Below are 11,957 nucleotides of genomic sequence, written 5' to 3'. Positions count from 1 at the left end.
GGGTGTGGTGCTGGCCATGCCGGGGTGTACTCCTGTCTCGCCCTTCCAGCCTAACCCGGCAAAGCGGGCGTCTCAGCCAAGGCTGTCAGAGAGGGTGACGCTCCGCGAGTCGATCTACGCGCTGGTCACCACGCGCCGTACCGGCGCGCCGCTGCCCGCCGACGCGATGGCCGCGGTGAACCGGCAGGCGGCCGGGACACCCGTGTCGGTACGGCTGGGATCGCGCGGGACGAGCCGCACGGGCACCGCCTCGCAGGCCCTTGCCGAACTGGCCCGCGAGGCGGTGGGCCTGCTCGCGGGAGCGGAGTCGGTCCTGCTGCGCGAGTGCGCGCGCCCCGAGTGCACGCAGGTCTACCTCGACCGTTCGCGGGGCCACCGCAGGGAGTGGTGTGCGATGAGGACCTGCGGCAACCGGGTCAAGTCGGCCGCTCACAGGGCGCGGAGGCGACAATGAACACATGCCTCACCTGCGGCGGCCGAGGCAGCGAACACAGGCCTCGCCCGCGGCGGGCGCGGCGACCCGCACCGCGCGAACCTCAGTCCAGCACGCTCAGCGCACCCGACACCGCGTTCTCCAGGAAGGCTTGGTCGGCGCGTGCGTTCCCCATCACGTGCAGGCCCTGGACGAAGGTCATGAGGAACCGGGCGAGTTCCGCCGGGCTGCGCCCGGTGCCCAGCTCGCCTCGTTCCGCGGCCCGCTCCAGCGCGCCGGTCAGCACGGCCTCCGCCGCGGCCATGGTGGCTCGCACCTGCGCGACCGTGGCGTCGTGCGCGGCGCGTTCCGTCGCGGCGTTGACCAGCAGACAGCCGCGTTCGGGGTCGGCTACGTCGTCCGTAACCAGCGCCAGCAGTAAGGTGCGCAGTGCCGTGCGGATGTCGGTCTCGCCCTCCGTCCGCCGGGTGAGCTCGGCGACCAGTGCGGCGCAGTAGCGTTCCAGGGCCTGGGCGTAGAGCCCGTCCTTGGAGCCGAACGCCGCGTACAGGCTGCCGCTGCCGATGCCGAGCCGGGCCGTGAGCAGGGGCATGGGTGTGGCGTGGTACCCCTTTCTGCGGAAGAGGTCCGTGGCCCGCTCCACTGCCAGGCCGGTGTCGAACGCGCGAGGGCGTGCCATGGCTGAGTCCTTCCTTCGCCGGTGCTGCGCTGACCGATGGGATCCAGTGGTGTCCGGCCGGATCCGGACGAGCGCGGGAAGGCCTGAGCCCTGTCGGCGCACCAGGGAAACCCCTGGGAGCCGGCGACGGAACACGGTGCCGACTCTGGCAGGCCGGCGGCAGGGAGGCATGAGTCGATCGACTGTCCTCCTGGAGAATCACGTGACGTCAAGACACCTATCCGACGCATATGCGCGGGTGTGTCCGACAGGTTGGTGCCGACGGAACTCGACGTTCCCGTTCTCGCGGTGCACCATGTGCCGCCGGGGCAGGTGGAACGGAACCAGCTGAATTTCGGGCCAGCGGAAACAGGGGCATGCTGCGCAGGTGTTATCCAGCTAGCCTCGACAACAGTGACGACATCAGCCCGAGGACAAACATGCAGCTGCACCTGAAACGCCCCCTGGAGCCCGCAAGCGCGCCCCGGCACGCAGCTGCCATCGTCGCGACCGCAGCCGACATCAGCGGCGCGGAGCTGGACTACACCCCGGAGAGTCTCGACGTGGTGGAGGGGATCGTCGACGGCTTTCGCGCGGAAGGTGCCACGGGCGAGGAGATGGCCGAGTCGCTCGTCGCCTTCGGCTGCTACATCGGCGAGATGCTGACCCGCCGGGCCGGTGGGGTGTGGCGGTACGGGCCGGGGCCCTCCGCGACCGCCTCCCCCCTCGTGGTGGAACTGCCCGGCGCGCGCCAGTGCCGTCCCATCGACTGGGTTTTCCACCGCCTCGAATGCGGGGACCACGTCAGCATCCGCGGTCTCTACGCCGATGCCGACCCCGGGGCCGGCCGCCTGGGCGATGCCACTCGGTGTTAGCATCTGGCCTGCCCTGTTGGCGTTGGACGGGAAGCTGATCGCGGTCGCCCCTCGGCCCCCCGGGCCAGGAGCGCCGTTGGCCTGCCGAGCGCGTGTGCGTCGGGCAGGGACGCACCGCGGCCTGCTGGAGGGACGGCGGAGAAGGGCACGGGATGAACGCGAGGCTCGGTTCGGACGACACCCGTCTGATCGGTCGTGCACACGCACAGGAACAGGTGGCCGCGCTGCTGGCCGCGCTGCCCGCCGGCGGACGTGTGCTCCACCTGAGCGGAGCCCCCGGCACGGGCCGCTCCGCCGTCCTGCGGTACGCCGCCCGCACCGCGGCGGACCAGGGCGTACGGGTACTTACGACGTCCTGGGCACCGGCCGAGCAGGACGTACCGCACGCCGCGCTGCACAGCCTCCTGCACCCGCACTCAGCCCCGCCCCGCACCCTGCCGGAAGCCGACCGCGACACGCTGGAGGCGGCGTTCGGCGGTGACCGGGCCCCGGCACCAGACCGGCTGGCGGCAGCCGTGCTCGGCCTCATCGCCCAGGCACCGGGACCGGCCCTGGTCTGCGTGGACGACCTCGACCGCATCGACGCCGAGAGCCGCGTGGCCGTACGGGAGATGGCCCGGCTCTGCGCCGGCACCCGGGTCGGCGTGATCGTCGCCGAGCGGACAGCACCCGACGTCCCGCTCGCCCCGGACGCGCTTGCAGTCACCCTGGGCCCGCTGTCCGGCCCCGAGGCCCGCGCGCTCGTCGAAGACGCCGGACGGGCCACCGGGTACACCGAGACGGAACTCGTCGTCGCCGTGGCCGGGGGCAATCCGCTCGCCCTCACCGAACTGTCCCTGGGCGACGGCGCACCCGGCGACACCGCCGCACTCGGCCTGCTCCCCGCGACACCGCGCATGGCCCAGGCGTACGCGCAGGACCTGGCCGAACTGCCGGAGCCCGCGCGCCGCGCACTGCTCAGCGCGGCACTGAGCACCTCGTCCCTCACCTGGGACGTGCTGGGCGCCACCCGGCACGTCCTGGGCAGCGGCGACGCGGCACGCGACGGACTGACCGAGGCCGTCCGGCGCGGCCTGCTCGCCGAGGAAGGCCGGCACCTGAGGTTCCCCCGGCCGCTCGTCCGCCCGGCCGTCCTGCACCTGGAGTCGGCCGCCCGGCGCATGGCCGCCCACACGGCCCTCGGACGGAGCGTCACGAGCCCGCCGCACGCGGCCTGGCACGCCGCCCAGTGCGCGGTGGGCACCGACGAGGACCTCGCCGCCCGCCTGGAGGAACTGGCCGGACTCGCCAGTTCGGGCACCGCCGTCCTGACCGCCCTGGCCGCGCTGGAGAACGCGGCCCGCCTCTCCCCGGACCCCGCGCGCCGGGCGGCCCGGCTGCTGCGCGCCACCGAACTCGCCTGCGACCACGGCCTGCGCGATCAGGCCCTGCGGCTCGCCCGCGGCATCGACCCGGCCGGACTCGGCACCTACGGCCGCGCGCTGCTGCTGTGGGTGCACGAACTCCTGCCGGGCAACTTCGTGGCCGGGCAGGAGAGCATCGCCGGACTGTGCGAGGCGGCCCGCGCGGTCGCCGCGGCGGACCCGGAGCTGTGCCGGAAACTGCTGCACGCGGCGGCCCGCCGGTGCTGGTGGCACCAGGCCGGACCCGACGAACGGCGCCTGCTCGCCGACACCGTCGAGGACCTCAGGCCCCGCCCGTGGGACGCGCGCGACATCGCCGTCATGGCACTGGTCGAACCGCAGGCGGTGCCCGACGAGGACACCCGCCGCGTGCTGCGCCGGCCCGGTGGCGCGGACGTCGGACTGCTCGGCCAGCTCGCCCACCTCGTCGGCGACCTCGGCCGCGCGACCCTGCTGTTCCGGGAGGCGGAGCGGACGGCCCGCGCCGAGGGGCGCCACGGGCGGCTGCCGCAGATCCTCGTGCCCAGAGCGCTGGAGGAGATCTGGCTCGGCGCCCAGTGGCACACCGCACGGGACCTGGCCGACGAGGGCCGGACGATCGCGGCCAGGACCGGGCAGACCGACTGGGTGGCCAGGGCCACCGGAGCCCTGGGCGTCGTCGCTGCCCTGCGCGGCGAGCACGAGCGGGCCCTGGAGTGCGCGGCGGAGGTCGAGGAGGCGTCCCTGCGCCTCGGCCAGAGCCGCCAGCTCAGCCTGGCCTCGCTCGCCCGCGCCCTGACGGCGTCCGGCACCGGACGGTACGCCGAGGCGTACGCCCAGCTGCGCTCGATGGTCACCGAACCGTCGGCGCCGTACTCCTACGAGCAGTTCTGGGGCCTGGCCTTCCTCGCCGAGGCGGCACCGCCGGCCGGTGAACAGGACGACGCCAGGGCCGTCGTCGCCCAGGTCGAGGCCGTCATCCGGACCGGCCGGACCCCGCTGCTGCGGCGGATCCTGGCGTACGCGGACGCGCTGCTCGGCCCGGACGAGGAGGCGGCGGAGGACCGCTACCGCGAGGCGCTGCGGCCCGGCATCGAGACCTGGCCGCTGCTGCACGGCATGACCCTCTTCGGCCACGGCGCCTGGCTGCGGCGCAGACGCCGCGTCATCGAGTCGCGCGAACCGCTCGCCGAGGCCGAGTCCCTGTTCCGCGCGCTCGGCGCGGAGCCCCGCGCCGAGCTGGCGGCCACGGAGCTGCGGGCGGCCGGCCGGCCCGCGGCCGAACCCGACACCGGCGACGTCTCCCGGGTGCTGTCGCCGCAGCAGCTCACCATCGCCCGGCTCGCCGCCCGCGGCCTGTCCAACCGGGCCATCGGCGAACAACTGCGGCTGTCCCCCCGCACGGTGGCCTCCCACCTGTACCAGATCTTCCCGAAGCTGGGTGTCACCTCACGCGCCCAGCTCGCCGCGCGGATCGGCACGGGCTGACCGTCCGGTGTGTCGCGCGTGGATCAGCCGGGCAGGCCGTCGCGGAGCACCTCGGCGAGCTGCGCCCGAGCCGTCACACCCAGCCGCGGGAAGATGCGGTAGAGGTAGGCCCCGATGGTGCGGGGCGAGAGGTGGAGGAGCTCGCCGATCTGGCGGTTGGACAGGCCCCGGCCCGCCAGCTCGGCCACCCGCAGTTCCTGGGCGTTGAGAACCTCGCGCACGGCGGTACGCCGCCGCGCGCCGGGCGTGCCGCTCTCCTGGCGTTCGCCGGAGGCTCGCAGCTCGGCGGCGATCCGCGCGGCCCGCGCGTCGGCGCCCGTCATCGTGTAGACGTCCGCCGCTTGGCGCAGGCTGACCCGGGACTCGGCGAACTGGCGCCGCAGCCGCAGCCGCCGCCCGTGCGCCAGCCGCAGCGGGGCCTCCAGGAAGGGGAGGTGGGCCAGGTCCATGGCGAAGGCCCGCTCGTACAGCGACTCCGCGTCCCGGTCGTCGGCGAGGACGGCCCGTGCCGCGGCGAGCCGGGCGGCGACCAGCGGCGCGCACTCCGTGCCCAGTTCGCGGGCGAGCCGGTCCAGCGTGGCCCGCGCCTCCTCGGCCGCGTTCACGGCGGCGGCGGCCTCCGCGTAGGGGATCAGCGCGGGCATCGCCGCCGTGGGCCGGTCGGGCGCGGTGAGCAGCGACGTGAGCGCTGCGAACCCGGCGCCGAAGTCACCGCCCTCGACCAGGGCCCAGCCGCGGCCCACGGCCAGCACGCTGTCGATCGTCGGCAGCGACCGTCGCGCCTCCTGAAGTCCCGGCGGGTCGGCGGGGGGCGCCGTGCCGGTGCGCAGCGCCCGGGTGAGGTCCAGGAGCAGCCGGGCCGCCGCCCGGTGGTGGGGCCGGCCGTACTCCTCGGCGAGCCGCCCGGACTCCAGGAACGCCTGCTCGGCCTGGCCCCAGTCGCCCATGGCCAGATGCGCGAGGCCCTGCCGGAGCACGACCCGGGCCAGCGGCTCGGGCAGGTCGTGGAAGCGGTAGCGGCGCTCCGCCTGCCGGTGCAGGTCCAGCGCGCGCGGCGGGTCGCCGGCGAGCAGCGCCGCCTCGCCCAGCCGTTCGAGATCGCGTACGGAGGTGTCCGTCAGGCCGTGGAAGGCGGCCAGCCGGGAGACGACGGTCGCCGCCCGGCGTACCGGCGCCACCTTGGCCATGGCGTGCAGCAGCCGCGGATCGCCCGCCCGCTCCGGCAGCGCGTCGAGGAACGCCAGCAACTCCCCGGCGCGCGCGGGATCGCGCGCCACCGAGGGCGCCGTGAGCCGCACCAGCTCCAGCGCGCTCTCCTGCTCGGCGGCACCGTCCGGCACGGGCCAGGAACCGGGACCGGCCGGCAGCTGTACGCCGGTCTCGCCCGGCCAGGCCAGGACCTGGGCGCAGAGCGCCCCGAGCGGCCCCAGCGGATGGCGCAGCGCCCGCAGCGCCAGGGTCCGCGCGATGCGCTCGAAACCAAGATCGTGGGCGAGCTGGGCGGCCCGCAGGGTGCACAGCCCGCGCTCCTCGGGCGTGCGGTACAGCTCGGAGGCCCGCCGCAGCAGGCGTACGGCCATCGGCGGTTCGCACTGCTCCAGCGCGCGGCGGTGCGCGGCCTCCAGACGGCGGGCCAGCTCCGGGTCGGGCCCCTCCACCGCCTGCGAAAGGTGCCACAGCATCCGTACCGACTCCGGGGGCAGTACGGCGGCTAGGGCCGCGTGCGCGGCGCGGCAGCGCTGCGGCGCGACGTCGTGGACCACGGCCCCGGCCGTGGCGGGGTGGCCGAACCGCAGCCGCATGCCGTCGAAGACCACGAGACCGTCGCGTTCGGCCGGTTCCGCCGTGGCGAAGTCCAGCTCGGCGCCCGCGATCCGCGACGCGGCCGACAGCAGCAGCGGGAGCTCGCCCGTCGGGTGCAGGGCCGCCACCAGCAGCAGGTCCCGGGTGCCCGAGGGCAGCCGGGAGACGCCCGGCGCCATGGCGGAGGCCAGCCGGTCGGAGGAGGCGGGCACGTAGGGGAAGTCGTCCTCGGAGCGGGTGGGCAGCTCCAGGAGCGCCAGCGGGTTGCCGGCGGCGGTGGCCAGCAGCTCGCGCACGGCCTGTGCGTCGTTGCCCGGCCGCCGCGCTGTCAGCAGCGCGGCGGACTGCACCGGCGAGAGCGGGCCGAGCGGCAGCTCGGGGAGACCGGCCAGTGCCGTCAGCCGCGTACGGTGCGGACGCGAGGACAGCAGGAAGCCCATCGCATGGCCCTCGGCGCGGCGCGCCACGAAGGAGAGCACCTCCCGGCTGGGCCGGTCCAGCGCGTCCCAGTCGTCGACGGCTATCAGCAGCGGCTGCTCGGCGCTGACCGACTCCAGCACCCGGAGCACGGCGTACGGAAGCAGCGAGCGGTCCTCGCGGGGCGCGGCGGCCCCGTCGATCAGCAGCATCTCCAGGGCGCGGAGCCGTCCGGCCGCCGACGACCAGCCCGGAGTGCCGAGGACGGGCCAGACGATCTGGAGCAGACCGGACAGCTCGGAGGGGTGGCCGCCCCGGATGCCGGTGCAGCGCAGCACGCGCATCCCGGCGGACGCCGCCCGCTCGACGCAGGCGTCCAGCAGCGCCGACTTCCCCGACCCCGCGTGCCCGCACAGCACCCGTGCCGCCCCGCGCTCCAGCGACTCGCGCAGGAATCCGTCGAGCTCCCGCAGTTCGCGCTCGCGGCCGACGAGTCCCGGGTCACCGGGCGCCCTGCGGGCCAGGGCCGCCGCGAGCGGCAGCACCGGGCGGCGCTCCTGCGTCCCGGCAGGGGCAGGGGGAATCTCGGTCTGCGCGTTCATGGATGCCCCCCGATCTGCGGCGAACGGTCCCACCGGATTCACGGGAGCGTTCTTTTTCCTGGGTCCATCCCACCCGAAGGTGCACCGGCGGAACCAGGCAGTTCGCATGCAGCTTGCCGCTTCCGGCTTCCTCCTGCCGTGCGCGAGAGACCCGGCTGCCACCGCGTCCGCGCAGCTCAGAGCTGTTCGCCTGGTCCCCTCAGCGGTCCGCGCCGGAGCGCGCGCCCACTGCCTGTGCCTTGGCCCGCATCGCCGCGGCGCGCGGACTGCCGGTCTCCGCCAGCAGCTCGGCGGCCCGCGTCCAGCCGGCCCGCGCGGCCGCGGCGTCCCCCAGCTCCAGCTGTGCCGACGCCAGGTGGTCCAGCACCTCGGCCTGGTTGTAGCCGTCCAGGACCTCTCCGTAGAGCTCCAGCGATCTGCGGTAGTTCACCACCGCGGCGTCCAGATCGCCCAGCCGGTGCAGCGCGTAGCCGATGCTGTCCCAGGTCGCGGCCTCGTTGCGCAGGTTGCCGTTGCCCTGGAGGATCGGCAGCGCCTCCTCGCACATGGCGATGGCCTCCCGGTACTCGCCGAGCAGGGCCAGGTACCAGCCGACCGCGTTGAGTTCGCGCGCCACCTCGTTGCGTTCCGGCAGCGTACGGTAGATCGCCAGCGCACGCCGGGCGTGGAGCAGGGCCTCGGCATGGCGCCCCTGCCGGCCCCGCACCCAGCCGATGCTGCGCTCGGTGGCGGCGCGCTGCGCCGGGGCCAGCCGGTCCAGCTGCCCGAGCATCAGGTGGACCTGCTCGTCGGCCTCGTCGGCCTGCCCCGTCTCGGCCAGCGCACGCGCCAGGCTCGCGCAGTTCACGGAGATGGCCGCCGGGTCGTCCAGCGCGAGTGCCGCCTCCAGCGCGGCACGTTTGGTGGAGACCTCCTCGGCCCAGCGGCCCGTGAAGGAGAAGTAGCCCACCCAGTCCGCGGTGAGGTCCGTGCGGCGCCGCAGCAGCCGGGGATCGTCCAGGGAGGTCAGGGCGGCCATGACCGTCGCCTCCTCCTGGCGGTACCAGTCCAGTGCCTCGGCGCGGTCCTCGATCACGACCCGCACCACTCCCGGTGGCGGCGGGCCGACGGGCTCGGGCTTGGGCCGGGGGTCCAGCACCCGGGCGGCCGTCGCGGCGTTGCGGCGCAGATAGTCCAGCAGCCGGGTCTCGGCGCCGTGGCGGTCGTCCTCCTCTTGGACGCACAGCTCGGCGGCGTAGGCGCGGACCAGGTCGTGCAGGACGTAGCGGCCGTCGGCGTCCCGGGACACCAGGCTGGCCGCGGTCAGCTCACGCAGATGCCGGCGCGCCTCGGCCATCGGGACACCCGCCAGGGAGGCGGCGGCCTCGGCGGAGGCCGCCGGACCGGGGTGCAGGGACAGCAGACGGAAGAAACGCGCCGTACCGGTGGTAAGCGCTCGGTAGGACCAGGAGAAGACGGCACGGACGTCGCCCTTGAGGTCGTCCGCCGACAGGGCGTCCAGCCGGGACGACTCCAGTTCCCGGACGGCGCCCCGCAGCGACAGCTGCGGAGTGGCACTCAACTGCGCGCCGACGACGGCGATGGCCAGCGGCAGGCAGCCGCACAGTTCCACCAGGCGGGCGGCTGCCTCGGGCTCCGTCGCGCACCGCTCCTCGCCCACCCGGGCGGCCAGCCCGGCGACGGCCTCCTCCTGGCTCCACACATCAAGGCCGACCAGCGTGGCGCCCTCCCTGGCCGCCAGACCGGACAGCTGGTTGCGCGAGGTGGTGATCGTCAGACACCCCGCCGAGCCGGGCAGCAGCGGCCTGACCTGCTCCGCGTCCCGCGCGTTGTCCAGCACCACGATCAGCCGCAGGGAGCCGGTGCGCTCGCGGAACACGGCGACCCGCTCCTCGGTGCCCGGCGGGATGTCGCTGCTCGGCACGCCGAGCGCGCTCAGGAACCCGCCGAGCGCCTCACCGGGGTCCAGCGGTGCGGAGTCCTCGAAGCCGCGCAGGTTGACGTAGAGCTGGCCGTCCGGGAAGTGGTCGGCCACCTGGTGCGCCCAGTGCACCGCGAGCGTGGTCTTGCCCACCCCGGCCATGCCCCCGATCGCGGAGACGACGACATGCCCTCCGCCCGCAGCGACCCGCTCGCCGAGGACGCCGACGGCCGACAGGGTCTCCGCGCGGCCCCGGAACAACGCGAGATCGGGCGGCAGTTGCTGGGGAACCTGCCGCCGGGTGTGCCGGGCGGACGAGGTCGCCTGCACCAGACGGCGCCGCTCCGCCTCGCCCAGCTCCAGCGCGTCCATCAGCTCGGCAAGCGTCGCCTGTCGCGGCAGACTCCTGCCCCGCTCCATGTCACTGATGGCCCGGACACTCACCCCGGACGCCTCCGCCAGACTCTCCAGCGTCAGCAGCGAACGCTGCCGCGCCTCACGCAGCAGCCGACCGAACGTGCCCTTGTCCATCCCCACCCCCGGGGACACACCCCGCCGCGCCTGCCCTGTCCGCCGGCCCCGCTCCGCGAGGTCGCGGGGGCCCACGGTTGTGGATCGACCATTAAAGCAAACCCGCCTGACGGGGGCCGTATGACCCGGGGCCGGGCCGCGGATCGGCAGTCAAACGACTGATCCGCGCCCCGCGGACGGCCCGCAGGATGGGAGCACTGGCGAAGACGAGAGAAGACCGGGAAGGACCGCAGACATGTCTGTCATCAGCAGCCCGCTGCTGGAGAAGGAACGCGAGATCGCCGGGCACGCCCTCCAGGCGACCCTGGTCGACATGCTCGACCTGTCCCTGGTGGCCAAACAGGCGCACTGGAACCTGTTCGGACCGCGCTTCCGCTCCATCCACGAGCAGCTCGACGAGGTGGTCACCACAGCCCGCGAGTACGCCGACACGGTCGCCGAACGCGCCGCCGCACTCGGCGTCGCCCCGGACGGCCGGGCCGCGACCGTCGCGGCCACCAGCGGCGTGCCCGCCTTCCCGCAGGGCTGGACGAAGGACACCGCCGTCGTGGAGATCCTGGTACGCACCTTCTCGACCGTCATCGAGCGGGTGCGCCTGCGGATCGAGGAGACAGGCCCCGCCGACGCCGTCACCCAGGACCTGCTGATCGGCCTGACCGCCGACCTGGAGAAGCAGAGCTGGATGTTCCAGGCGGAGAACCGCACCTGAACGATCACGATCCGGTCCGGCCTCGCGTGGCGCCGGGCCCGGCCGCGCACCTCACCGGTGCCGAAGTCACCCACCCCGAAGGACGGAAGGCAGTGCCCGCATGCACACGATCGCCGACCACCTCATCGCCTCGTTGAAGGCCAGTGGCGTACGCCGCCTGCACGGGCTGCCCGGCGACTCCCTCAACGGTCTCACCGACGCCCTGCGCCGCGACGGCGAGGTCGACTGGGTCCACGTACGGCACGAGGAGAGCGCCGCGTTCGCGGCTGCGGCCGAGGCTGCGCTCACCGGCGAACTCGCCGTCTGCGTGGGAAGTTGCGGGCCGGGCAACCTGCACTTGATCAACGGCCTGTTCGACGCCCAGCGCAGCCGGGTGCCCGTGCTCGCCATCGCCGCCCAGATACCCGGCCCGGAGGTCGGCTCCGGCTACTTCCAGGAGACGCGCCCGCAGGAGCTGTTCCGCGAGTGCAGCGTCTACGCGGAGGTGGTGAACAGCGCCGAATCGGCGCCCCGCATCCTGCGGATGGCGATGCGGGCGGCCGTCGAACGAGGCGGGGTGGCGGTCGTGGTCGTACCCGGCGAGATCTTCCTCGCCAAGGCCCCCCAGGACACGCCCCCCCACCGTGGTCCGCGCGGCCCGTTCCGTCGCCCGGCCGGACGACGCGGGCCTGCGGGAGGCCGCCGCGCTGCTGAACGCCGGGCGGCGGGTGACCGTCCTGGCGGGCGCGGGCGCGGCCGGCGCCCACGACGACCTGGTCCGCCTCGCCGAGGCCCTCAAGGCACCCGTGGTGCACACTCTGCGCGGCAAGGAGCACGTCGAGTACGACAACCCCTACGACGTCGGACTCACCGGCCTGCTCGGCTTCGCCTCCGGCTACAAGGCGATCGAGGAGGCCGACACCCTGTCAATCCCCTCGAACTGTGGAGATCTTCTAAGGGTGCAGATCTGATGAGGGTGCCTCGTTGGGGTGATTCACAGAGGTTCGGGATGTGTCCGGTCGTGCCGACTTCTACCGTCGCCGGGTCGAGCCCGCCGTGAGGGATGCGGGTGCTGAGCGAGGGTGGGTGTGGTGTGCCGTCGTTGATGGAGGCGTTGGAGACCAGGCGGGCTGAGGTGCTGGGGCAGGCCGAGCGGCTA

9 protein-coding genes and 1 pseudogene are annotated in these 11,957 nt (G+C 74.4%); 6 read left to right on the top strand and 4 right to left on the bottom strand.

All coding sequences use genetic code 11. The features are described from left to right. Positions 1–16: 16 nt before the first annotated feature. The gene (locus ACFC02_RS39060; protein ID WP_376367184.1) at positions 17–454 is read left to right on the top strand and encodes a CGNR zinc finger domain-containing protein; all 438 of its coding nucleotides are present in this window, start codon (positions 17–19) and stop codon (positions 452–454) included. 82 nt (positions 455–536) lie between these two features. On the opposite strand, the gene ACFC02_RS39055 is transcribed toward ACFC02_RS39060, so the two are convergent. Next, on the bottom strand, positions 537–1,112 hold the full coding sequence (locus ACFC02_RS39055) for a TetR/AcrR family transcriptional regulator (protein WP_376367182.1): 576 nt from the start codon (positions 1,110–1,112) through the stop codon (positions 537–539). A 419-nt stretch (positions 1,113–1,531) separates the two neighbouring features. Between ACFC02_RS39055 and ACFC02_RS39050 the strand changes: the two genes are divergently transcribed. Both ACFC02_RS39050 and ACFC02_RS39045 read left to right on the top strand, forming a co-directional pair. Beyond that, positions 1,532–1,966 (top strand): hypothetical protein, encoded by a 435-nt coding sequence (locus tag ACFC02_RS39050; RefSeq protein ID WP_376367180.1) that lies wholly within the window; start codon positions 1,532–1,534, stop codon positions 1,964–1,966. Between the two features lie 152 nt (positions 1,967–2,118). Then, on the top strand, positions 2,119–4,836 hold the full coding sequence (locus ACFC02_RS39045) for an AAA family ATPase (protein WP_376367178.1): 2,718 nt from the start codon (positions 2,119–2,121) through the stop codon (positions 4,834–4,836). A gap of 23 nt (positions 4,837–4,859) precedes the next feature. On the opposite strand, the gene ACFC02_RS39040 is transcribed toward ACFC02_RS39045, so the two are convergent. Together ACFC02_RS39040 and ACFC02_RS39035 are read right to left on the bottom strand one after the other, a co-directional pair. Beyond that, on the bottom strand, positions 4,860–7,658 hold the full coding sequence (locus ACFC02_RS39040; RefSeq protein ID WP_376367176.1) for an AAA family ATPase: 2,799 nt from the start codon (positions 7,656–7,658) through the stop codon (positions 4,860–4,862). Between the two features lie 199 nt (positions 7,659–7,857). Then, positions 7,858–10,110: a tetratricopeptide repeat protein gene (locus tag ACFC02_RS39035; RefSeq protein ID WP_376367174.1), complete on the bottom strand. Its 2,253-nt coding sequence runs from the start codon at positions 10,108–10,110 to the stop codon at positions 7,858–7,860. Between the two features lie 235 nt (positions 10,111–10,345). On the opposite strand from ACFC02_RS39035, the gene ACFC02_RS39030 reads away from it, so the two are divergent. Both ACFC02_RS39030 and ACFC02_RS39025 read left to right on the top strand, forming a co-directional pair. Then, positions 10,346–10,819, top strand: a complete 474-nt coding sequence (locus ACFC02_RS39030; protein WP_376367172.1) for a DNA starvation/stationary phase protection protein — start codon at positions 10,346–10,348, stop codon at positions 10,817–10,819. A 100-nt stretch (positions 10,820–10,919) separates the two neighbouring features. Next, a pseudogene (locus ACFC02_RS39025) lies at positions 10,920–11,348 on the top strand (thiamine pyrophosphate-binding protein); the annotation flags it as partial. Here ACFC02_RS39025 and ACFC02_RS39020 read toward each other — a convergent pair. Further along, complete coding sequence (locus ACFC02_RS39020; protein WP_376367170.1) at positions 11,294–11,416, bottom strand: hypothetical protein; 123 nt, start codon at positions 11,414–11,416, stop codon at positions 11,294–11,296. The pseudogene ACFC02_RS39025 and the gene ACFC02_RS39020 sit on opposite strands and share 55 nt — an antisense overlap. 26 nt (positions 11,417–11,442) lie before the next feature. Between ACFC02_RS39020 and ACFC02_RS39015 the strand changes: the two genes are divergently transcribed. Next, entirely contained in the window at positions 11,443–11,769 is a 327-nt protein-coding gene (locus tag ACFC02_RS39015) for a hypothetical protein (protein ID WP_376367168.1), read from the top strand. Positions 11,770–11,957 lie beyond the last annotated feature (188 nt).

This window comes from Streptomyces sp. NPDC056160 (genome assembly GCF_042268205.1).
Classification (GTDB): Bacteria; Actinomycetota; Actinomycetes; order Streptomycetales; family Streptomycetaceae; genus Streptomyces.
This window is presented reverse-complemented; position numbering and strand designations above follow the sequence as displayed.

Bases quoted from the DNA above. Each gene is read 5' to 3' on its own strand.
- ACFC02_RS39055 (WP_376367182.1), bottom strand. From the start codon at position 1,112: ATGGCACGCCCTCGCGCGTTCGACACCGGCCTGGCAGTGGAGCGGGCC.
- ACFC02_RS39030 (WP_376367172.1), top strand. From the start codon at position 10,346: ATGTCTGTCATCAGCAGCCCGCTGCTGGAGAAGGAACGCGAGATCGCC.
- ACFC02_RS39035 (WP_376367174.1), bottom strand. From the start codon at position 10,110: ATGGACAAGGGCACGTTCGGTCGGCTGCTGCGTGAGGCGCGGCAGCGT.
- ACFC02_RS39045 (WP_376367178.1), top strand. From the start codon at position 2,119: ATGAACGCGAGGCTCGGTTCGGACGACACCCGTCTGATCGGTCGTGCA.
- ACFC02_RS39040 (WP_376367176.1), bottom strand. From the start codon at position 7,658: ATGAACGCGCAGACCGAGATTCCCCCTGCCCCTGCCGGGACGCAGGAG.
- ACFC02_RS39050 (WP_376367180.1), top strand. From the start codon at position 1,532: ATGCAGCTGCACCTGAAACGCCCCCTGGAGCCCGCAAGCGCGCCCCGG.
- ACFC02_RS39060 (WP_376367184.1), top strand. From the start codon at position 17: ATGCCGGGGTGTACTCCTGTCTCGCCCTTCCAGCCTAACCCGGCAAAG.